We start from the raw sequence: 23,778 nt of genomic DNA, 5'->3' as shown, positions 1-23,778 counted from the left end.
TAATTACGGGGGACAGTGAATTATTTTGCTGTCTCCAACTGCATCAACCAGCGCTTAAGTAATTCAGACAAGCTTTCACGATCTTGTTGATTCATTCCCGCCAACAAATCATGTTGCGTATTGATATGTGCGGGTAATACCGTGTCAATCTTCTTTTTTCCTTCAGAGGTTAATGTGACCTGTACAGACCGCCGATCGGATTTGCTGTGTTCACGTCGAATAAGTCCTTTGGTTTCTAGCCGATCCAGCCGGCTGGTCATTGCTCCTGATGTCAGCATCATACTTTGGTATAACGCAGAGGGTGTCAGACTATAAGGTTTACCGGATCGTCTCAAGGTAGCCAATACATCAAACTCCCCTTGGCGTAAATTATATTGATCATGACAATGCAGAATATCGTTATCAATATATTTGCCTAGTTTTGCCAATCGCCCCAAAATAGCCATTGGTAATAAGTCTGCTTCACTATTTTCATTACGCCACTGCGTGATTATTGTATCGACACTATCTGACTGCATTGTTTCTATTTTATTAGCCATAAATTTATCTCGACATAAAGATTCTTTACATCATACAAAATTGACTTTAATATGCAACTATCTTTACATCAAGATAAATACCTTTCACCTGTCAGATTTTAAAGAAAAGGGGCTACATGTTTACCAATACTGGCGCAGATTCTGCGTTGCAGAAAATTATCCTAACCGCTGTCATAGTATTGGTAGCATTGAATTTACGGCCCATTCTGGCTTCAGTTGGACCATTACTTCCCGCCATACAACAGGACATAGCATTAAGCTTTAAACTTGCATCATTACTGACCACATTGCCAGTTTTTGCAATGGGTCTGTTTTGTCTTGCCGGTTACAAATTGGCTCATCGCTTTGGCTTCAATCAAATCATCATTTTTTCGATTCTGATGTTAGTTTTAGCCGCTGGCTTAAGACTTTGGGCCTATAACGCCAGTAGTTTGATTATCACTGCTTTGTTAGCCGGTTTGGGTATTGCATTGATCCAGGCATTGATGCCTATGGTGATCAAGAGTATTTATGGAGCACAACATCCCAAAATAATGGGGCTGTATATCACTGGTATTATGGCTGGTGCAGCGATATCGGCCTCACTTTCACCCTTTATTGAAGCAAAATACGGTTGGAAAATGGGTCTGGGCAGTTGGAGCCTGCTTGCCATCCTCGCTTTTGTAGCCTGGATGATTTTTAAACCTGATGCTAGACGTTTTCTTGAACCGGATACATCAAACACTATTGCAACGCCTGGATTATGGCGAAATAGACGAAGTTGGTATCTGGCGATCTTTTTTTCACTGGGTTCTAGTGGTTATGTCTGTGTTTTGGCCTGGTTGTCTCCCTACGCCATTGAACAAGGTTTTACTGCTACACAAGCTGGCCTGATGCTTGGTTTGTTAACCGCGATGGAAGTAGTAGCCGGTTTAGTATTCCCTGCCCTTTCAGCTAAAAATATAGACCGAAGATTGATACTCTATGTGTTATTTGTGCTGCAAATCATCGGCTTTGGGGGTATGGCTATCAGGCCGGATATCAGCCTGTGGCTTTGGTCAGCAATTGCTGGACTAGGCATTGGAGGAATCTATCCAATGGCAATCATTGTTTCCATGGACCATCATTCTGACTCCATGATCGCTGGTAAACTCGCTGGTTTCGTACAAGGCGTTGGCGCTATGATCGCCGCGATTGTCCCATGGATTGCAGGTTGGATCCGTGATTCATCAGAAAGCTTCAGTGTTGCCTGGATTTTACTGGCCGGGTTAGGCATTGTTGGGTTAATCATGGCAACGGCTTTTAATCCGCAACGATATAACACCATTTATTCACACAACAGATCCTGATTTGTCAGTTCCCCTAACCAATCATGATCATTTCTTAGTTATATCCGCGCAAATGCAACCAATTACACCTTAAGCAGTCCCCTTTATAGTCATATTTTATCTTGCACGGGCAATGGCACTGTGCATGACGATGACGTCTTTCAATATCCATAAATACAGTTCGGGTAATTATCAATATTACCTTAAACTCTGTAAGGTATTGTTTTATTTATTAAATTTTAGAGGTGATAATTTATGGCAGAATCAGCGAAAGGCAGCTTCAATCCCGATAAAGGTTACATTGCATTATTAGGCTGGAGTCTGAACGCTGTTGAAGCTGCCGAATCATTTGACCGACAATACGTAGTTGTCGCGCCTGATTGGGCAGAAGAATACTGCACCCAGCACAACATTCCCTATATCAAATGGAATTTTGAACGACTCAATGATCGTTCACTGGAAATAGCCCAAACACTGCAGGAAGCCGGTGTTGATGTGGCGATTCCATTATTTGAAGAAACAGTTGAGTGGGCCGGTGCGATTAATTCTGTGTTAATGAATAACCCCAGATTATTTGGTCAGTCACTATTATTACGTGATAAAGCCTTGATGAAACGTCGTGCTCAATTGGGTGGTATTCGGGTCGGTATTTTTGAAGAAGCTCACGATAAAGACGATGTGGTACGTTTTCTGAAACGCGTTAATCAGACGCTTCTCAAACTGGATGGTGATCCCAATGATCCGATTCATCTGAAAGCATTTGATAAAGCCGGCTGTCTTGGGCACCGAGTTATTCGGACTCCCGATGAAGTGGATATGATCCCAGATGAAGAATTTCCCGTATTGATGGAATCGCATCTGGATGGCTGGGAATTTGCCGTAGAAGCCTGGATACATAATGGCAAAATTCGTTTTCTCAATATTTCCGAATATGTCACGTTGGGTTATTCAGTGTTTGTACCGGCTACGCCGAAGCTCGAACAATATCGTCCAGAAATCACCAGACAGATCGAAAAACTGATTAAAACGTTTGATATTGAATTCGGCTTTGTGCATCCGGAATACTTTGTCACCAGTGATGGTGAAATGTACTTCGGTGAAGTTGCCTATCGTCCACCCGGTTTTAAAGTATTTGAATTGCTTCAGCGGGCATATGGTTTTAATGCCTACCATGCCTTGATACTTTCTTTCGATCCGAAAACGACTGAAGAAGAAATCAGCAGCTTCTTCCCCAAAGAAGTGGTGGATGCAAAAGGTGTTGCAGGATGTTTCGGGGTTTATCCACGTCGCCGGGTGGTTAGCCGTTTGGAAATTCCACAGGAAACCGAAGATCATCCCTATTTTGATTTTCATGAGCTTACCGCACCACTGGAAGAAACCGTTACTAAACGAACCGCCTTTGGCACACATTGGGGTTTGTTATACTTCTTCGGCAAAGATCCGGTCGTCATGCGTGATTTACTAAAAGAACAGGAATCATTGGATTTCTATATTTAGTCGATTACTCTAGGGTCTGTTGCTCTTTCATAGCCGCCTGTGTTGTGACTGAAAACGTACCAATCAAGGCGCGAGGAGTGCCGTTTATGAGATACATCCATGTATCTCACCCCTTTGGGGGCTTGCGCTCAAAAACGCTCCTGGCGTTTTTGTAGTTATTCTAAATAAACGAGGAGTAACGCAGTGTGGTGCATTTTCAGCCTCAACCCGTACGTAGGGCTAGGACTATTTTTCCGCCCTACGGCGTTGGAAATGACTTATGTAGAACAACTACATCGCATCATTTCCGCCTTCTTGTAGGACGAAAAAATAGCCTCCAGCAGTGATGGATATGGAAGATAAACAAGCCCTAAGCATACATACAGTAAAAGCAGGTAAACAGTTTGATTGAATCAAATGTCATTGAGTATCCCGATCCCAATCAGTCCTTATTGATTGAACGTCTGGATGAAGCCATTAAGCAGCTGGAACAGGCACCAAGTTTTAGTAAGCCTACCAAGGCTGGGCGTTTGTTTGATACCGTCAAGCGAGTTTTGCATGCCGATGGTGGCTTCAAGATTATTTCACAGCAAATTAAGCGCATTGAAAAAGCTGGTGCATTTGATAATTCAGATTACGCCAAACCGCAGATCCTGATACCGGCGCTAAGTGCGCCGGCATTGCTCAGCAATGATGTGTATACCGTGATTATTGAAACCTTAAGCGAGTTAAGGTTTTTGGCAGTGGCCAAACAGGAGTATGTGCATCCGGAAATCTCGTCAGAACAGGCTCATCACTTTCTGACACAGGTACTGGCCGTTAATCTGAAACGCTTATTTTCGGCAGCTGATGAGGCAGAACGGGAATTGCAGGGTCGTTTAGCTGAGATCAGTCGGGGCTTGTTGCATCATCTTGCGGAAAGCATTGGCTATGAGCACGTCATTGATCAATTAATTGATGAAATCTGGCGAATTCTGCAACAACGCCCTATTCAAGTCGATCATGTCAAACAGATGGTGACGCAAATTGCTATTTGTCGCCAAAATCCTGATATTGATATGGGCAACAGTGGTCAGGGTGCAGATCGATTGATTAGCAGTCTGTTCGGGCCAACCCAGGCCTGCAGAGAAGATCCGGGCGTGGAAATTTATCAGCAACGTCTGCAGAGTATGGACAATGCTGCGCTTCAATATGAAGCCAGCGGTTTTGCTCGTGCGATGCATGATACCGGTCTGGTTTCGCCCTATCATTCAGTCTTACTCAGACATTTATCGGAAGAAACTGATTATCTGTTAAGTGAAGCATTGGGCTTATCCTCTACCGGAAGGGATTGTCTGCTGAGCTACAGTGATCTGGTTCGGGCCTTGATTGCCAAGGCTATCTATCCTGAAACCGCTCAAGGTGTTTACGGTCTGGCATTAATGCTTGAGCGTGGCATTCTTTATCAACCTGCAATGGCGCCTTCTTTGTGGCGACAAATGTCGCTACCTTTATCACCAGCGGCAGAAGAACGTCTGCATTCATTGTTTGGTGACAACCCAAATGCGAGCAGTCGATTACTGGAAGGCGTTTTATGTGTGCTTGGGCAGCCTTTAGGCATTGGACAGGGTAATAACCCAACCTGTCAGTCGGCCAGAGCAATGTCGATGTGGGCCTATAACGATCCGGATTATCTTTTACAGATGGTGGTGTGGGCGGCGCGTGATGATGAAATCATTATGCATTTTGAAGGTAAGGCAATTTCATCCCAGGACAGCCTTTCGGGTCTTGCCAGTCATTTACCAATGGATCTGGATCCGGTTTCACTGATACTGGTTCCGCATCTGGATCGGATTTATGCTGAAATGGGCCGGTGCTGTATTGAACGTGAAGGTGATCCACATCGCTGGGTTAATCCGGAGTTTCATGGCTGGTGGTGTGGCCGGGGGTTCAGTATTAATGTTGATGTTGCCTCAGGCAAACTTATGCAACTTGAGGTATTTCTCAGGCATTTCTACGCCAGTTATCACCCCTACTACAATGACAATCAGCCTTTGATTCATCCTCAACCAGCAGGTATTGCGGTAACTGACAGTGCCCTGCGATTTGTTGGCTGGCATGCGATTACTATTTTAAGGGTTACTCTGGATCCGAATAGTGTAATGCGAGTCTATTTCTACAATCCCAACAATGACAGCGGTCAGAACTGGGGCGATGATATTCAGGTCAGTACCTCAGGAAATTCTGAGCGGTTTGGCGAAGCATCCTTGCCTTTTGAGGAGTTTGCCTCGCGGTTGTACATATTTCATTATGATCCGTTAGAACCTGGCCAATTTGCCTTGGTCAAATCGGAAGAATTACAACGGGTAATTGATCGTATTCATCGTAGCTGGGGAGCCAGTCGTTTACCTGAACTGAACTAAGGCAATTCAAAATGATTTTCGGGTGGTAGTCTGTGATTTGAGTCGGAGTCTGACTCCGTCAGATTAACTACCCGATTTCTGCCCCTGTTTTTCGCTTGATATAGTGCTTGATCAGCCTGGTGAAACAATTCATCCAGATGGCTGCGTCCATCCCACTCTGCCACGCCGAGACTGGCTGTAACATTGATTTTCTGATTTCGGTAAAGCACTTCAAGCGATTCAATTTCTGCTCGAATACGTTCTGCCACCGAATTTGCCAATTCCTGATCGGCGCCGGATAAAAACACCAGAAACTCTTCACCACCCATACGGCCAAATAAATCTCTCGGCCTGATCGCATTACTGATTGGCTCTACAATATTGCACAATACTAAATCGCCAGCTTCATGTCCCAGATTATCATTGACCTGTTTGAAATGATCCAGATCGATCATAATGGCACTGGCAGTTTGTCCATCCAGTCTTAAACGCTGTAACTCACGCTGTACTTCACTGAGAAAGTGTCGCCGGTTGGGAATACCCGTCAATTCATCGGTAGCCGCACTTTTAGCCAGTCGTTCATTGGCTTTTTGTAATGCCTGATTGACCTCTTTTAATGCCAGGGTGCGTTCGCTCACCCGTTCCTCTAAAAACTGATTTTGTGCTTTTAATGCATTTTCATGCTGTTTAAGCACATCACGTTGCTCAGAAATCTCCTGAATCAGCATTGCCAGTCCAATCGATACAACAGCAATAATGGCAAGATATTCCTGTGTCAGCCATACGGCATTCTGTGGTGTATTAACAATTATCGGATGGGTTCCACGCATTAAGTGTTCAACAGCAAAAACAGTAATTAAAGCAACTGTTGCTGATGCACCGACGACGCCCAACCGAATTGCAGCCAATACACCAAGCAAGACTAACCAGATAGGAGTGAAAAACAAAAAAGATTTTTCATAGGTTTCAACGCTAAAGCTTTGATAACCGATGATAATCACAGCCGTCCAGAGAATTAATGCTTCCAATAAGTAATGTAATTTAAAGTGTGGTAACCCAGCCTGAAGCCAGCGCCATAAAACCACAATCAACGGCGTTAATACCAGCATGGCCAGAGCATCACCAAACCACCACAACTGCCATAAACTAATATAGCTGGTGTCGGTTCGGCCCATTAAGACATAGACTGTAGCTCCGGAAAGCCCGGCAAGTGAAGCCGCTAAAAATGGCGCAAAAAATAAAAAGTAGGCTCCATTTTTGAGATTTTTGAAATTAAAATTCTGACCACATATGCGTCGGATAAAAAAAGCAGCCAGTGACACCGAAGCGATGTTGATGATTGCAAAACAGCTCGCTGCCCAGACCGGAAATGCCGGAATAGACGCTATCAGCTCTGCGCTGATGCCAGCTATTGCAACAAAGGGTAAATACTTTCTCGGATAAATCAGGAATGCCGCCAGTAATATCGCATTAGGGGGCCAGAGGATGGCGATACCTTCGGGGGTGATGGTCTGATGAATGGCCAACAGGGCTCCGAAATAATAGGCCAGACCAACCAACACCATCGCTTTAACTATATGTAAGTCCAGATATCGGCTGAACAGAAAAATTGGTTTAGCGCCAATCATTATCAAATCGCATGTATAACGTGATTAACAAACACCTAAAATCATCCGCTGACCATTGACCTGGCTAGAACTGTTTTATCAATCATCTTCCCCCCAAGAACTTTATGTATTGCACATATTTCAGTTTATTTTCTGTTGTTAGTTATAACAAATGACAGAAAAATAATCCTTCTGCCAGCATTTTTTTCATTAAAGGCCTTTAATAAGCGTTTACTAAGCCTGTTATAGCTGTAAAGCCCTACACTTATATGGTTATTTCCATAACGAAAAAACTATCATTGCTCCGACCATGGCTAACAATATTGCGGCCAGTTTATTCAAGTAATGATGTCCTTGTTTGAAATATGTCTGACCGGCAGATGCTGCCAGCAAGGCATAAATACACTTAACCCCACCTACCGCTATAAACGTCGCTAGAAAAATAAATGCGGTATCGATGATGGTTAACTGGCTTAACTCAAGCCAGGCAGGGAAAAACCCCATGTAAAACAGAATCGCTTTATGATCAGCCAATGTCACGATGAACCCCATTAAAAAGCTGCTCTTTAATGTGACCAGTTGCTCAACTTGTAAAGCGGGTTGTTTCAATGCTTTTTGACGCCAAAACAATATTGCCAGCCAAAATAGATATGCTGCTGCCAGCACCCGTATCAATAACTCCCATGGGCCTATTAATGGCAGCAACAATGTCATGCCATACAGTGCAATACTGATAAACAGAATGTCGGCCATCACAATGCCGAAGGCCACGGCCACACCATGGCTAAAACCATATACAGCGGCTCTGGAGGTGACTAATAACACGCTTATACTTGGTATTGCGGCCAGTATTGCCAGGCTGATAGATAACCCCAGAAATGTATGTATATCTATAGTTAATTCCATTTATAAAAGTTTCTCTGGCAAAGGTAATTATTAAATATACTCGCTGTAATCCAATTCTGAAGTGGCTCTGCTATTCTGCCATGTAATGCTTTTACCAAACTAATTTGGCAATCTCATGATGACAGCTCGCTTGGCAAAAACCATATTGATGCAAAAACACATTATTACGCTCTCAATAGTAAGCATTTTATTGCTGATCGTTTTATTAACGACTAGCTGTTCCAATAGCACAGCTACCCTGCCTGGCAATCATCAGGATCTATGTGAGATGTTCCGTGAAAAACCTCATTGGTATGACTATGCAAAAGCATCAGAAACAAAATGGGGAACCTCTGTCGCCTCACAAATGGCTTTTATACAATCGGAATCGAGTTTTCAAAGTATTGTCCGCCCACCCAGAAGCAAGTTACTGGACTTAATTCCTTGGTCGCGAACATCATCTGCTTATGGCTATGCCCAGGCGCAAAATCCGGTTTGGCGGGAATATCTGGCAGATAACGCAAGTCCCCTGGCCCGTCGGACACATATGAAATATGCCACAGACTTTATCGGTTGGTACAACCAGCGCAGTCAACGCATGTTAGATATCTCTATGGATAATCCAAAACATCTATACCTGGCATATCATGAAGGTCAAACCGGCTATCGGCGTGGTAGTTATCAGGCTAAACCACAGGTTCAGCTTAAAGCCAGACAGGTAAGTGAAAAAGCCAGAAAATACTCAAACCAACTCGCTGAGTGTGAAGATGAGTTTAAATGCCGATTGTTCTGGCAGATTGGTCCATTCTGCCCAAAGAAACATTCCTGAAATTTATTTCAGCCATAAAAAAACCGGCTGACGCCGGTTTTTTATCAGGTTTATTGCTAATTACTGATTTACCCATTCCCCATTGGCATTACGGCAAGCGGTGCCTTTAACGACTTCACGTTGCCCGTCAATATAGGCATCCATCTCATATTCGCGACATGGACGGTCATTCGTTTCATAGGTACGGGTAGGTGTCACACTATATTGCGCGCCGGTATCCGGATTATTCCAGGAATTAGTGCGTCCTGTAGGGGTGTTTTCAAATGTTTCATAAGTGCGGCGTCTGTCCAGCTCATCCATTTCACTACCAATATGACCACCCACCATTGCCCCTAAAATAGTACCGCCAATGATGGCTGCAGTTCGACCAGTGCCACCACCCACATTAGAACCAAGTACACCACCTGCAACACCGCCTAATCCAGCACCCACGTTTTGTTTACTCATCTGACAACCAGCCAGACTGACGGTAAAAATTGCTGCGACCATTATTGTGAATAGAGTTTTCATACGCTGTCCTTATTATTATTTTCAATTGATAATCTTATGACTTTATTCTAACGGATTAAATTCATTACTCTTGGACGCAGAGCGCACCTTTACATACTTTTTCACTTTGCAGAGATATTATCCGTTATATCAATCAAGGTATGCGCTGGCAGAAACCTCTACACGGTTTCGCCCAGACTGTTTTGCCCGATACAGCGCCTTGTCAGCATTTTGTAACAGCTGGTGCGGTATATCTCCTAGTCCATCCCAACTACTAATACCCACCGAAATCGTCAACCTACCCAACTCCCTGTCCTGATAAACAATGGTTTTAGCAGCAATTTTTTCCAATAACGCATTGGCCCGATCCAAGGCGTCCTGGAGATGAGCGGCCGGCATCAATACAACAAACTCTTCGCCACCGTAACGACAAGGTATATCCGTTTCACGAAAATGCTCCAACATCAGTGAAGCAACTATACGCAATGCCATGTCACCGGCATCATGACCAAAACGATCATTAAACTGTTTGAAATTATCGATATCACAAATCAGCAGAGATAATGACTGTTGATACCGTTCAGCAAGTTGAAGTTCGCGTTGCAGGGCATCATCAAAATACCGACGATTTTTCAAACCGGTCAAAGCATCTTCAAAGGACATGATATGCAGGTCTTCTCTATGCTTTATGCCACTCAAAGTCACACTTAATCTATCAATGGCCCTGAATATAAATTGTTCAATCACTTGCCGGGTTTCTGAGGTTTCAGTGGAAAGGTCCAGCAGTTCAAAGGTAATGAACGTTTGTTTACCTAGCCGCAAATCATCAATCTCAATTCGATACTTATCATTCAAAACAGAATTTGGTGACAAATCAGCAAATTCATTGAAGGTCGAAACACGCAGCTGTATTGGCGCAAAAACTTTATGTAATTCCTGACAAATCACATTGCCTGCCTGCTGTAGACTCTGGCTGGGTTGTAATCGACTTATCAAGGTTTCCAGTCGAAGGCTGAAGTCATTAATCAATGCCAGTTGATTTGCCCGCTGCTGTTCAAGTACCACGTAATTCTGTAGAGCAGCTGTTCGTTCGCCCACCCTCTTTTCCAGCAACACATTTAATTCTTTTAAGTCCTGTTGGATCTGCCGATAATGTCTTAACGAAACAAACACCAGAATCAACGCAAAAATTAACCCGCCAAAGGCTAGTGGAAAGTTAACCCAGGGCACTAGACCATGGGCAATAATCATATCAATCAGGAAAAATATGGCATAAATTCCAAACGCGCCCATTACCAATCTCTGTTCAGTATTCATCACCGTAAAATGACGAATACAAAACCAAAGTATGATGACCAGAGTGATAACAAACAATATATCGAAAATCGGGTAGAAATAAGCCAGATGCCAAGCGCCAAACACTGTTAATACCAGACATAGCAGAACATAGAGCATATGCATCTGAGCGATACGCAACATCAATTTACCGCTTTGTACGGCGAGCCAGTAATTGAGGATCAATGCAATAAAAATCGGAATTGAAAAATACGATATGGCCGCCAAATAGGTTTTAGCCAACGGCGCATATATCAACAGTTGTAATGCCTGGCTTTCTCCCAGCAGGTTGCCTGCACTGGCCAGTGAAAACAATCCAAGGTAAATAAACTCACCGTTATCACCGCGCATTGCGGAAAACGCAAATGCAATCAATGCGATAAAGAAAAAGAATGCCGAAATCACTAAATCGCTATGCGAATTATTGAGAATATTCAGTAATGCTGCTGAGCGTTCAAGCAGCTTCTTTTCTCCCCATAAACCGATATCGGTGTAATCAGAATAGACCCGGAAATAAATCGTACGGCCAGCAAAATCATCTGGCAGACCAATGATATGCCATGGCCAACCAGCATAATCACCCTTTCCCGCCGCATCAAATTCACCAAAGCGATAAATAAGTTGTTGATCGAGATAAACCTCAGCAATCAAATCAATACTGGAAATAAACACCACCGGATCAACCAGATTTATATCTGGCAGTGTGGTGCGATACCAGATATTTTCTCGGCCCTGTCGATCAGGAGGATAGGTAGGATTAGGAATGGACTGCCAGCCGACATGATTTTGCTGATCCGGCATGGTCCATACCGGTTGCCCATCAATGAAAGGCGAATCTCCCCAACGATATTGCCAATTTTCGAGATCTATTTGTTCAGAGGTAGCCGCAAACACTATTCCGTGAGGCAAAAATAGCATTATAAGTAGCAGCAGCCGCATTAAGCGTCCTGACAGGTAACACTGGTAGTTGGTTGAGTCAGTCATAGGCGTTAAGCGTAATGCTTTTATCCTCAGATAAAAAAATACCCCTTGTTGGAGTCAAGAGGTATTCAATTTTTAGCCGACCCAACGTCTTGCATTATGGAACACCCTTAACCATGGAGCGTCTTTGCCCCAGTCATCCGGATGCCATGAATGCTGCACACTACGGATTACCCGTTCCGGATGCGGCATCAGAATCGTGACACGCCCATCTGTGGTGGTAAAACCGTTATGTCCACTTGCAGAACCATTAGGATTAAAAGGATAACGCTCGGTAGGCTGCCCGTAATGATCTACATAACGCATAGCCACTAAAGCGTCCGACATACTGCCGCCTTCGGTGAAATCAATACGCCCTTCTCCATGAGCAACGGCAATAGGCATGATCGAACCCGCCATATCCTGCAACAGAATGGATGGCGATTCGGTGATTTCAACTAATGAGAAACGTGCCTCAAACTGTTCAGACAAATTGCGACTGAACCGCGGCCAATGCTCACTGCCTGGAATCAGCGATTTCAATTGTGACAGCATTTGACAGCCATTACATACGCCAAGCGAAAAGGTATCTTCACGGGCAAAAAACGCCGCAAACTCATCGCGTGCACGCGCATTGTGTAAAACGGTACTGGCCCAGCCACGCCCTGCTCCCAGCACGTCACCATAAGAGAAACCACCGCAGGCCACCAGACCTTTGAAATCGGCCAGAGAAACGCGACCTTCGACAATATCGCTCATATGTACATCGACTGAAGTAAAGCCGGCATGATCAAATGCTGCTGCCATTTCCAGCTGACCATTAACGCCCTGCTCTCGCAGAATCGCCATTTTAGGACGCTGTCCGCTGATAATAAATGGCGCGGCGACCTGTTCTTTCAAATCAAAACTCAACTTGGCGTGCAAACCCGGATCTTGCTCATCATCCAATGCTGCAAATTCCTGCTCGGCGCAATCCGGGTTATCACGCAATGCCTGCATCCGGTAGCTGGTTTCAGCCCAGAATTTTTGTAATACCAGACGGCGCTGATTTAATACTTGTTCGTCATTAACGCTGATTTGAATCGTTTGATCTGCTGAAACTTCGCCAATCAGATGACTGTGTTTGCTTAAATTAAACTGCTGCAGAAGTTCCAGTACCGCATCCTGATGTTCAGCCTTAATCTGAATGACGGCACCCAGCTCTTCGCTAAACAGCACTGGCAAGGCTTCGCCCAGTCCATTCAAATTAATATTCAGTCCGCAATGTCCGGCAAAAGCCATTTCACATAACGTGGTGATAAGACCACCATCACTGCGATCGTGATAGGCCAACACCAATTCGTCCTGCTTCAATTGCTGCATGGCCGCAAAGAAGTTTTTCAGGTTACGTGCATCGTCGACATCCGGTCCATGATGTCCGACCTGATTATAAACCTGTGCTAAAGCAGAGGCTGCCAGGCGATTATGTCCATGACCTAAATCCAGATAAATCAGACGGGTTTCACCCAGATCGGTACGTAATTGGGGCGTCAGCGTTTTACTGGTATCAGTAACCGGTGCAAATGCACTGATAATAAGTGATAACGGCGAAGTAACGGCTTTGGTTTCACCTTCTTCTTCCCAGACTGTTTTCATCGACAGCGAATCTTTTCCCACCGGAATAGCAATACCCAGTTGCGGACATAATTCCATACCGACGGCTTTGACGGTGTCATACAGCAAAGCATCTTCGCCACTATGACCACATGCTGCCATCCAGTTAGCTGACAGTTTGATATCACTTATTTTCTCAATATCCGCCGCAGCAATATTGGTTAACGCTTCACCAATCGCCATCCGTCCCGAGGCCGGAGCATCAATCACCGCTAATGGTGTGCGCTCTCCCATCGACATGGCTTCACCCAGTAATCCGTGGTGATCTGCGAGCGTTACCGCACAATCGGCAACAGGCACCTGCCAGGGGCCAACCATCTGATCCCGTGCTACGAGACCAGTAATACTGCGGTCACCAATGGTAATCAGGAAGTTTTTACTGGCCACTGTCGGTAGTTTTAAGACCCGTTCCAACGCATCACGAACAGTAATACCGCTTAGATCTAACTCGGGTTTGGGTATGCTGTGATGTTTAACATCGCGCAGCATTTTTGGCGGTTTACCCAGTAACAGCGATAACGGCATATCGATTGGATTATTTTCAAACTCAGCATCACCCAGCAACAGATGCTGATCTTCGGTGGTTTCACCGACTATCGCCCAGGGGCAACGTTCTCTTTCACAAATGGCCTGGAACAACTCAATATCTTCTGGGTTCACGCCTAATACATAGCGTTCCTGAGATTCATTACACCAGATTTCCATCGGTGACATGCCCGGTTCATCATTTGGAATGACCCGAAGCTCAAAACGGCCACCACGACCGCTGTCGTCAACCAGTTCAGGAAACGCATTAGATAACCCACCGGCACCGACGTCATGAATAGATACAATTGGATTTTTATCATTAAGTGCCACACAGCGATCAATAACTTCCTGACAACGGCGTTCCATTTCCGGATTACCGCGTTGCACTGAGGCAAAATCCAGTCCCTCTTCACTGGTACCGGAAGCCACCGAGGAAGCTGCACCACCACCCAGACCTATCAACATAGCCGGGCCGCCAAGCGCAATCAGCTGAGTGCCTGGTTGCATGATATGTTTTTCAACATGCTGAGGCCGAATACTACCCAGACCACCAGCTACCATGATGGGTTTGTGATAACCGCGCATTTCAAAGCCATTATCCGAGGGCACTTTAGCTTCATAGGTACGGAAATAACCGCACAGATTGGGACGGCCAAATTCATTGTTAAATGCTGCGCCACCTAATGGGCCATCAATCATGATTTGCAGAGCAGAAGCGATACGGGCCGGTTTGCCGTAATCGGTTTCCCATGGTTGTTCAAAGCCGGGAATCTGCAAGTTGGACACTGAAAAGCCGGTTAAGCCTGCTTTAGGTTTAGAGCCACGTCCTGTCGCACCTTCATCACGAATTTCACCACCGGCTCCAGTTGCTGCACCAGGAAAAGGTGAAATAGCCGTTGGGTGATTATGCGTTTCAACCTTCATCAGAATATGCTGCTGCTCGCCTTCGTAGCAGTAGTGATTATCACTCATATCTACCTGAAAACGATGGCTGCGTGGACCTTCGATTACTGAGGAATTATCGTTGTAAGCTTTAACGACACCTTCAGGATGTTGCTCGTGGGTGTAGCGAATCATATCGAACAGGCTGCGATCCTGGGTTTTTCCATCAATGATCCAGTCAGCCTTGAATATTTTGTGACGGCAATGCTCTGAGTTCGCCTGAGCAAACATCATTAATTCTATGTCATTCGGATTACGATTAAGTGCTGTGAAATTATCAAACAGGTAATCAATTTCATCGTCAGCCAGGGCCAGGCCCAGGTTTTGATTGGCCTCAATCAATGCCTGACGACCACCATTCAGAATATCGATAGACAATAGAGGTCTTGGGGCCGTATGCATAAACAATTGTTCAGCATCTTCTTCATTATCAAACACACTTTCGATCATGCGATCATGCAGTTTTGCTGCAATCGTAGCGCGTTGTTCACTGCTGAGTGCAGATTGGCTGGTGACATAAAAAGCGATTCCGCGTTCAACCCGAACGATGTCAGTTAAACCACTGTTATGCACAATATCGGTCGCTTTACTGGACCAGGGCGAAATAGTCCCGGGACGCGGAGTAATCAGAAACAGGTTTTCCTGAGTTTGTGCGCTGCTACTGCCTTTGCTGGCTTCGAGCATCTCTCCCAGAGTAATAAGATCCGTTTGGTTAAGTTGACCATCACCTTCCAGTTCAGCGAAATAGTGATATTCACTTCTTAACGCACTGACTTCAGCGACTTCAGCGCGGATAGCGCGCAGCAATTTTTCAATTCGGAAAGCAGAGAAAGCCGGACGGCCAACCAATTGCAGCATTTGAAACCCAATTTAGAGAAAATTAAAGCGATAATGATACTTTATACGCCCGAATTCGCCCAATAAAATTGAGCTTTAATAATGACTGAAAATAGTTCCACAACCCATAAACCCAGCCCTTTCAGACTACTTGCTGTGATGTTGTATGACAGCATGTTAATGGTCTCGGTACTGTTAGTTGCCGCTGCAGTTGCGGTCGCCCTGAATGGCGGTGAAGCAATAGGTGCCAATAATCCATTCTTTTTTGTCTATCTGCTGGGCGTGGCATTTATTTTTTATGGCTGGTTCTGGACCCATGGCGGACAAACGCTTGGCATGCGTGCATGGCGGGTTTATCTCATCAGCGGCAATAATACCGGGATCAACTGGCAGCAGGCATTTCTGCGCTTTGTTGTCGGTATATTTTCCTGGCTGCCGTTAGGTTTGGGATATTGGTGGCTGTGGCTGAGCCCCGATAAACTCAGCTGGCATGATATTGCTTCTGGTAGTTACCTGGTTTATTCGCCTAAAAGCTAAGTATTTAATCTGGGAGGCGTTCCAGATTGATCATTTTATGATTGTCATCAAAGTGGATTCGGAAGCGACCATGGATACCGCTTTGTGTAATAAAGCGCCGAACATGCAATGCCGGAAACTGTAGAGATTGTCCCGAGTCGGTTATCGCAACCACAGCAGAGGCTTCGCCTCGATAGTAGCGCATCGCCTCTTCTCTATCGACATTAAGTCTAAACGTTAAGGCTTTGGCCACTAACAAGAAAACCTCTAAACATATCGCTTAAATTTCGCAGCATTTGTTGTTTATCTGACTCACTATAAGGTTCAGCTGTGCCCTGCCCCCAAATCGGTTTGGGCCAGACTGCATCGGTTTTAAAGCGAGCCACATGATGCACATGTAACTGTGGAACCACGTTTCCCAATGCCGCAATATTCATTTTATCGGCTCCGGTAAGTTTCATCAGTTTTTCAGCGACTAATGCTGACTCCTGCCAGAGTAATTGCTGATCCTGCATCGTAAGATCATAAATTTCACTAATATCTTTGCGACGTGGCACCAGAATCACCCAGGGGAAACGGGCGTCATTCATCAATAACACTCGACACAGTGGTAAATCACCAATGACAAATGTGTCTGCAGCTAACTGTGGATATAATTCAAATTTCATTAATCCGCCAGATATTTGTTAACGATCTCATAAACATCAGATGACAGATCCTGCTGCTGAGCAATATTTTGCAATGCATCGCGCATCATTTCCTGACGTTTTGCATCATATCGGCGCCATGAATTAAACGCACCCAATTGCCTTGAAGCCACCTGCGGATTAATTTTATCCAACAGTAGAATCTGCTCAGCGAGGAAACGATAGCCACTGCCATCCTTTGCGTGAAATAACGCTGGATTGTTACGACAAAACTGACCGATTAACGCCCGGACATTATTTGGATTTTTAATGCTGAACGCAGGATGTTTCATTAACCCTTTAATCCGAATCAATGTATCCGGAAGGCTGGAGAGCGCCTGTACAGTAAGCCATTTATCAACCACCTGACGGTCATGCTGCCATTGCTCATAAAAAGCACGTAAGGCATGTTCACGTTCGGTACCTGGCTGATCAACCATCAGACGTAGCCCGGACAAAGTGTCCGTCATATTATCGGCCTGCTTCATCTGCTTCAGGCAGCGCTGGGTTTGCATAGGATCGCCAGTTGCCATCAGATAGCCAAGACAGACATTTTTCAGACTGCGTCGCCCCATATGCTCTGAGTTAAACTGATATGGCACATTTGGTAAATTGTGTTGCTGATACAAGGCATTAAACTGAGCTTTCAACTGCATTGCCAGGGTATCTTTTACAAATTTACGCACATGATGAATGGCATCGACGTCAGCCACCTTCATCTGGGCTGCCAGATAGTTCTCAGAGGGCAATGTCAGCATGCGCGCAACCAAAGCCGGATCAGCCGTTTTATCCTCTAATACTGCAGCACATTGTTTTGACAAAATTTCCGGTAATTGCAGCGGTTTGCCTTGCTGATAATCGTTGATTAAAGACAACATGACTTGGATGAAAAGACTTTGTCCGGCATCCCAACGATTAAAGCTGTCTTTCTCATTGGCCATCAAAAACGCGAGTTCTTCATTATCGCGTTCAATCAGTAATTTAACCGGCGCAGAAAAGCCACGCAGTAAAGAGACAACCGGCTTCTGCTCTACTCCGATAAAGCGGAATGTTTGTTCTGCCTCGCTAAGTTCTAATACGCGGGTGTCATGATCGTAGGGTTGAGCTTCATCAATCAATTGCAACGGCAAACTATTACCTGCAGCGTCCAGTAGCCCCATTGCAACTGGAATTAAGAACGGTTGCTTTTCAGTCTGGCCAGGCGTAGCTGGGCAAGATTGCTGTAGGGTTAAGGTCAATATTTTCTTTGTTGCATCATATTGATGAGTGGCTGTAATAGCAGGTGTTCCAGCTTGGGTATACCAACGTTTGAACTGGGTTAAGTCAATACGATTGGCATCTTCAATAGCTTTGACAAAATCATCTGTGGTCACTGCCTGACCATCATGGCGATCAAAATATAAATCCGTGCCTTTACGGAAACCCTCTTCGCCAGCCAGGGTTTTAATCATGCGAACCACTTCCGCACCCTTCTCGTAAATGGTCACAGTATAAAAGTTACTGATTTCGATATAGCTGTCAGGTCTGACAGGATGCGCCATCGGGCCGGCGTCTTCAGAAAATTGCAAACTGCGTAATTGATCAACATCATCAATTCGTTGCACCGCGGCAGAATTCAAATCCGCACTGAAAGACTGATCCCGCATCACCGTGAAGCCTTCTTTAAGGCTTAACTGAAACCAGTCGCGGCAGGTAACACGATTACCGGACCAGTTATGGAAGTACTCGTGGCCAACAATGCTTTGAATTGTATAAAAGTCGTTATCGGTAGCCGTTTTGGGGCTGGCCAGAACACAGGCAGCATTAAAGATATTCAGCCCTTTGTTTTCCATCGCACCCATATTGAAATCATTGACCGCAACAATCATGAAGACATCTAAATCGTATTCACGGCCATAAGTCTCTTCGTCCCAGCGCATGGATTGCTTTAAAGACACCAGTGCATGATCACATTTATCGTGATTTTCTTTATCGACATAGATTTGTAAGGTCACGTCACGACCACTTAGGGTCGTAAAGCTGTCCTGTTGCATATAGAGATCACCGGCAACTAAAGCAAACAGATAACAGGGTTTAGGATGTGGATCATGCCAGCGAACCCAATGGCGTCCATCTTCTAATTCACCCTGTTCCTGCAAGTTACCGTTTGATAATAGAATTGGCCATTTATGCTTATCGGCTGTGATGGTCACGGTAAATACCGCCATTACATCAGGACGATCCGGATAATAGGTGATACGTCGAAAGCCTTCTGCCTCACATTGAGTGCAAACCAACGCGCCAGAATGATATAAGCCTTCAAGCGCCGTATTTTGATCTGGATAAATCTCGGTGACAATTTCCAGCTGAAATTTTTCCGGTAATTGAGGCAACACCAGTTGAGTATTGGAACGCTGAAATTCTGCCGCAGTTAATGTCCGTCCATCGAGTTTGATGCTTATTAACTCTAAGTGCTCGCCATTTAACACACAGTCTTCACCTGGTCCTTTGGGGTTACGTCGCATGTTCAGAATACTGGTCACACGAGTCGTTGAAGCGTCGAGATCAAAATGCAAATCAACATTATCGACCAGATAAGACGGGACAGTGTAATCCGCGAGACGAATCGTTTTGGGGGACGCAGGTGCGTTCATTAAATTAAAAATCCTCTTGATTAACTGGCCAGTACTGATAAGCAGGCTCTTCGTATGGATGTGCGAGTTTCAACGCTGAGACAACAGTTTTAATAGTCTCGTTCGAACAAATCGTTTCAACTCGATATTCGTTTACTTGTTCTAGTTTTCCGTTTTCACCGATAAATGGCTGACTGTTGTCTAAAGGTCGGAACTGTCCCATGCCCTGCGTTTCCCAACTGCAACAGTCATAGCCATCAAAATGTCCTGCTCCGGCATTAAAAATGGCTTCTTTAACCAACTCTTTATGGGTGTCAGGAACAAAAAAAACAAGTTTGTACATGAGGTTTATCTCCACTGCCATTGCTGGGCTTCACCGGTACCTGCAATACTCAATACAGCGCTTGCGTTGGCATTAAATGCTACAGCCTGAATAACCATTCCCGGATTAAGAGAGTTCTGTCTGGTCACTTTCCAGCAACGTAATTTGTCACCTTGGGGTAATTGCCAGACGCAAATCCGTTCTGCAGCGTGCCCGGTTACCAGTAACATGCCATCCTCTGAAAAATTAACGGCAGTTGTCGTCGTATTAAAAACCGGGAATTCTGGAACTGGCAACGATTTTGGCCAAGCGGAACTGCGTAACTGGGATTGCAGACTGCCATCCGCCAAGGACCACAGGTAGGCGTGATCATTATCCGCTGCGGTAAAGGCAAACCGACTTTGCGGATCAAATTTCACCAGATTTACGGTATTGCCATGTAGCCAATTCTGTAACTGTTCTCCAGTCTGCAGATCCCATAAACGTGCTGTTCGATCATCTCCCCCTGTCAATGCCGTTTCACCATCCGGTGAAATAGCCACAGTGTTAATGGGATGTTTAACCGGGGAATCAACTGCGGTGCCATCGTGTTCAAACACCTGAAGAACCCGGTTGGCTTTAATATCAAAATAGACTGCGGTGCTATCCGCCAAAGCCAACAGCAAAAACTCGCCATCAGGCGAAATATCGAGAGCTTTCACGCGCAACGGAAATGTCAGCCTGTTTTCTGGCATACCGCTATCCGTGTTCCACAACATCACCGTATCAAATTCTACGGTAGCGGCGATCGGGCTGGATTTGGCTAATGCTACGGTTGTACTGCGAACGGTTTCTTTCTGCTCACTTTGCCAACTGTATTTCACCTGATTGTTTTGCAAATCCCATAATCTGGCGGCCGCATCCACATCGGCTGAAAGCAAAAAATTTCCATCGGCTGAAAAGGTAGCTGCATAACTGCCTTCACTATGCTGCCACTGATAGGTTTGTTGGGGACGATCTTCACAACCACTCAGCAATAGCAGCAGCCCTGGTAAAACGAATCTGCTGATATTGCGCATAGTCATAATCTCAATCAGGATTTTGGTAAAGTCACGCCCTGCTGCCCCTGGTATTTACCAGCCCTGTCAGCATAAGAGGTCTCACAGACTTCATCAGATTCAAAAAACAACATTTGCGCAACACCTTCGTGAGCATAAATTTTGGCAGGTAAAGGAGTGGTATTGGAAAACTCGAGGGTGACCTGACCTTCCCATTCCGGTTCCAGTGGTGTGACATTAACAATAATGCCGCATCTCGCATAGGTTGATTTACCAAGACAGATGGTCAAAACATTGCGTGGAATCTTAAAAGACTCAATGGTACGAGCCAAAGCAAATGAGTTTGGCGGAATGATGCAGACATCTGCATTGATATCAACAAAACTGCTGGCATCAAAGTTTTTTGGATCAACAATCGCCGAATTAATATTGGTAAAAATTTTAAATTCGGTCGAACAACGCACATCGTAACCGTAACTTGACGTACCGTAGGAAATAATACGTTGTCCTTCCTGTTCGCGAACCTGACCCGGTTCAAATGGCGAAATCATGTCGTGCTGTTCGGCCATACGCCGGATCCATTTATCAGATTTTATGCTCATAATCCGTCAATTTGCTCAAAAGATGTTGATGATAGCTTGATTAGTCATTCTTGATAACTATATTCGGGAATGCGGCTGAATAATTTTTGCCCTGCATTGCCAGGTTGGCAGCGATACGGCGAGCTATCACACGATAGGCTAAGGCAATATCACCATCAGGATCTTTTACGACAGTCGGCTGGCCATTATCAGCATCTTCACGAATATGAATATCCAGTGGCAGACTGCCCAGCATATTCACACCATATTGATCAGCCATTGATTGTCCACCGCCGGCACCAAAGATATGCTCTTCGTGACCACACTGGCTGCAGATATGGGTACTCATATTTTCCACGACACCCAGTACCGGAACCTTCACTTTCTCAAACATTTTCAATGCTTTGCGGGCATCCAGTAAGGAAATATCCTGTGGCGTAGTGACGATAACTGCACCGCTGACCGGTACTTTCTGTGACAGGGTCAGCTGAATATCACCGGTACCCGGTGGTAAATCAATCACCAGATAATCCAGCTCTTTCCAATTGGTATCGCCCAGCATTTGCTGCAAAGCCTGCGTCACCATCGGCCCACGCCAGATCATTGGTTCTTCTTCATCGATTAAAAAACCAATGGACATGCTTTGGATACCATAGCTTTCAATCGGTTCGATTGATTTGCCGTCTACCGATTCAGGACGTTGAGTGGTGCCAAGCATACGCGGTTGACTTGGGCCATAAATATCAGCGTCCAGAATACCCACGGTGGCGCCTTCAGCTGCCAGAGCCAATGCCAGATTGACCGAGGTAGTCGATTTGCCTACACCGCCTTTACCGGAGGCCACGGCAATAATATTCTTTACATTTTCCAGCGCTGGCACACCCTGCTGTACTTTATGTTTTACAATTTTAGTCGTGATATTGACGCTGACATTCGATGCGCATTCCGCTTCAATCAATTGTTTTAGATTTTGTGCCAGTTCAGCAGCATAGCCTTTGACCGGGTAGCCCAAAATCACATCAACCTGTGTTTGCTTATCGTCCTGCGATACCTTGACCGTGGCGCGGGTATCGCCCAGTGTTATCAGAGTTGATGGATCCTGATAATTTTTGACGATTTCCTCAATTTGCGCGGGGCTAGTCATGCATGACTCCTGTAAATTTCAAAGCTAAATTAGACTCAATATTTTATACCCTGCCAAAACTGCCTGCATCCACACTGCTTGCAGGGCTATTGGCTAATACATAGAAAAACACCGCTATAACAGCGGTGCTTAAAGTGTTTAGCGAGTTTGCTCAGGTCCAGTTAATGTGTGTTGTAAAGGCCAATCACGGTAATTAAAGACCTGTCCTTCCTCGCGAACGCGGGCAATTTCAGCCAAATCCAGATCAGCACAGACCCAACCCGGCTTGTCAGCCACACCTTCAATCAATATGCCGTTATCGGTAAAACCATAATCCACCGGCGTATAAATGCTGGCACGTCCGGTATTCACATCAACAGCTTCTGACCAACGAGCTTCACCAAAGGTAGGCGACTGCACCACATAACATTGATTTTCCAATGCACGTGCCTGACAGCCAATCCGCACCCGATGGAAACCGGCCTGCGTATCGGTGCAACTTGGTGCCAGAATCAAATCGGCTCCGGCTTTGACCTGTTGATAGGTAATCATTGGAAATTCAATATCATAGCAAATACTGATACCAATTCGACCAACATCGGTATCCAGCACTTTAATCTGTTGCCCTGGATGAATTAACCATTGCTCATTTTCAAAGCGGGTCATGATCAATTTATCCTGGAAACCAATCAACCCATCCGGTCCATAGAGATTGGCACGGTTACGGAAGGTGCCATCTTCCTGCAACACCGGAAAAGTGCTGGCCAACATCATTACATCGTATTGTTTGCAAAGTTGATGATGTAGATCCTGCCAGTCCGCATAGACATCCTGCATTGAATGTAATTGCTTACCGAGATCGGTATAAATAGTTTCACCAAATAATGAGGCCAGTTCCATACTGCCATATTCCGGAAACACTAACAGTTTGGCTTTCTCTTCAACGGCTTCGGCGACCCACTGCGTCAATTTATCAGTGAATTGCGACCAGTCTTTGAAAAAACCGATATCGTACTGTGCTGCAGCGACTTTAACTTTGCTCATTTACATCAAACTCGGGAAATTCGTTAGCGAGACATAAAAGATTGGGCGTTTTAGCCTTACTTCAATGCCGGATAATATATTTTTAACAG

19 protein-coding genes are annotated in these 23,778 nt (G+C 45.1%); 5 read left to right on the top strand and 14 right to left on the bottom strand.

Annotated elements, in window-relative coordinates; all coding sequences use genetic code 11:
- Positions 1-20 precede the first annotated feature (20 nt).
- A complete protein-coding gene (locus B3M51_RS04050; RefSeq protein ID WP_292757005.1) occupies positions 21-539 on the bottom strand; it encodes a MarR family winged helix-turn-helix transcriptional regulator in 519 nt (172 codons plus the stop codon).
- A 116-nt stretch (positions 540-655) separates the two neighbouring features.
- On the opposite strand from B3M51_RS04050, the gene B3M51_RS04045 reads away from it, so the two are divergent.
- The 3 genes from B3M51_RS04045 (at position 656) to B3M51_RS04035 (ending at position 5,724) form a co-directional block, all read left to right on the top strand.
- A complete protein-coding gene (locus tag B3M51_RS04045; RefSeq protein WP_292757003.1) occupies positions 656-1,867 on the top strand; it encodes an MFS transporter in 1,212 nt (403 codons plus the stop codon).
- Positions 1,868-2,101: 234 nt separating this feature from the next.
- The gene (locus tag B3M51_RS04040) at positions 2,102-3,343 is read left to right on the top strand and encodes an ATP-grasp domain-containing protein (RefSeq protein ID WP_292757001.1); all 1,242 of its coding nucleotides are present in this window, start codon (positions 2,102-2,104) and stop codon (positions 3,341-3,343) included.
- Positions 3,344-3,726: 383 nt separating this feature from the next.
- Positions 3,727-5,724: a hypothetical protein gene (locus B3M51_RS04035; RefSeq protein ID WP_292756999.1), complete on the top strand. Its 1,998-nt coding sequence runs from the start codon at positions 3,727-3,729 to the stop codon at positions 5,722-5,724.
- Here the strand turns inward: B3M51_RS04035 and B3M51_RS04030 are convergent.
- Complete coding sequence (locus tag B3M51_RS04030) at positions 5,721-7,331, bottom strand: GGDEF domain-containing protein (protein WP_292756997.1); 1,611 nt, start codon at positions 7,329-7,331, stop codon at positions 5,721-5,723. The two genes, B3M51_RS04035 and B3M51_RS04030, sit on opposite strands and share 4 nt — an antisense overlap.
- Positions 7,332-7,583: 252 nt before the next feature.
- Positions 7,584-8,216, bottom strand: coding sequence for a LysE family translocator (locus B3M51_RS04025; RefSeq protein ID WP_292756995.1), 633 nt, complete (start codon positions 8,214-8,216; stop codon positions 7,584-7,586).
- A gap of 115 nt (positions 8,217-8,331) precedes the next feature.
- Between B3M51_RS04025 and B3M51_RS04020 the strand changes: the two genes are divergently transcribed.
- Entirely contained in the window at positions 8,332-9,024 is a 693-nt protein-coding gene (locus B3M51_RS04020) for a hypothetical protein (protein WP_292756993.1), read from the top strand.
- Positions 9,025-9,084: 60 nt separating this feature from the next.
- On the opposite strand, the gene B3M51_RS04015 is transcribed toward B3M51_RS04020, so the two are convergent.
- The 3 genes from B3M51_RS04015 to purL all read right to left on the bottom strand — a co-directional run bounded on the left by B3M51_RS04015 (position 9,085) and on the right by purL (position 15,789).
- The gene (locus B3M51_RS04015) at positions 9,085-9,534 is read right to left on the bottom strand and encodes an RT0821/Lpp0805 family surface protein (protein ID WP_292756991.1); all 450 of its coding nucleotides are present in this window, start codon (positions 9,532-9,534) and stop codon (positions 9,085-9,087) included.
- Between the two features lie 129 nt (positions 9,535-9,663).
- Positions 9,664-11,787, bottom strand: coding sequence for a sensor domain-containing diguanylate cyclase (locus tag B3M51_RS04010; protein WP_292756989.1), 2,124 nt, complete (start codon positions 11,785-11,787; stop codon positions 9,664-9,666).
- A 117-nt stretch (positions 11,788-11,904) separates the two neighbouring features.
- Positions 11,905-15,789 carry a phosphoribosylformylglycinamidine synthase gene (gene purL, locus B3M51_RS04005; RefSeq protein ID WP_292756987.1) on the bottom strand — a complete coding sequence of 1,295 codons (3,885 nt, stop codon included), beginning with the start codon at positions 15,787-15,789 and terminating at the stop codon, positions 11,905-11,907.
- 81 nt (positions 15,790-15,870) lie between these two features.
- Here purL and B3M51_RS04000 point away from each other — a divergent pair, with 81 nt between their 5' ends.
- Entirely contained in the window at positions 15,871-16,305 is a 435-nt protein-coding gene (locus B3M51_RS04000; protein WP_292482253.1) for an RDD family protein, read from the top strand.
- Between the two features lie 4 nt (positions 16,306-16,309).
- Here B3M51_RS04000 and B3M51_RS03995 read toward each other — a convergent pair whose 3' ends face one another.
- The 8 genes from B3M51_RS03995 to B3M51_RS03960 form a co-directional block, all read right to left on the bottom strand.
- Positions 16,310-16,537: a DUF2835 domain-containing protein gene (locus B3M51_RS03995; RefSeq protein ID WP_292756985.1), complete on the bottom strand. Its 228-nt coding sequence runs from the start codon at positions 16,535-16,537 to the stop codon at positions 16,310-16,312.
- Positions 16,515-16,952, bottom strand: a complete 438-nt coding sequence (locus tag B3M51_RS03990) for an HIT family protein (RefSeq protein ID WP_292756983.1) — start codon at positions 16,950-16,952, stop codon at positions 16,515-16,517. The genes B3M51_RS03995 and B3M51_RS03990 overlap by 23 nt, the downstream gene beginning before the upstream one ends.
- Entirely contained in the window at positions 16,952-19,603 is a 2,652-nt protein-coding gene (gene pepN / locus B3M51_RS03985; protein ID WP_292756981.1) for an aminopeptidase N, read from the bottom strand. Before pepN ends, B3M51_RS03990 begins: the two co-directional genes overlap by 1 nt.
- Before the next feature lie 4 nt (positions 19,604-19,607).
- Positions 19,608-19,925 (bottom strand): NGG1p interacting factor NIF3, encoded by a 318-nt coding sequence (locus B3M51_RS03980; RefSeq protein WP_292482263.1) that lies wholly within the window; start codon positions 19,923-19,925, stop codon positions 19,608-19,610.
- Positions 19,926-19,930: 5 nt separating this feature from the next.
- On the bottom strand, positions 19,931-20,962 hold the full coding sequence (locus tag B3M51_RS03975; RefSeq protein WP_292482265.1) for a WD40 repeat domain-containing protein: 1,032 nt from the start codon (positions 20,960-20,962) through the stop codon (positions 19,931-19,933).
- Positions 20,963-20,976: 14 nt separating this feature from the next.
- On the bottom strand, positions 20,977-21,543 hold the full coding sequence (gene dcd, locus B3M51_RS03970; RefSeq protein ID WP_292482268.1) for a dCTP deaminase: 567 nt from the start codon (positions 21,541-21,543) through the stop codon (positions 20,977-20,979).
- Positions 21,544-21,583: 40 nt separating this feature from the next.
- On the bottom strand, positions 21,584-22,666 hold the full coding sequence (gene apbC / locus B3M51_RS03965; protein WP_292756979.1) for an iron-sulfur cluster carrier protein ApbC: 1,083 nt from the start codon (positions 22,664-22,666) through the stop codon (positions 21,584-21,586).
- Positions 22,667-22,804: 138 nt separating this feature from the next.
- The gene (locus B3M51_RS03960) at positions 22,805-23,689 is read right to left on the bottom strand and encodes a carbon-nitrogen hydrolase family protein (protein ID WP_292756977.1); all 885 of its coding nucleotides are present in this window, start codon (positions 23,687-23,689) and stop codon (positions 22,805-22,807) included.
- Positions 23,690-23,778 lie beyond the last annotated feature (89 nt).

This window comes from Methylophaga sp. UBA2689 (assembly GCA_002354555.1).
GTDB lineage: Bacteria > Pseudomonadota > Gammaproteobacteria > Nitrosococcales > Methylophagaceae > Methylophaga.
The sequence above is the reverse complement of the archived record's forward strand: the minus strand, read 5'-3'. Positions and strand labels throughout refer to the sequence as shown.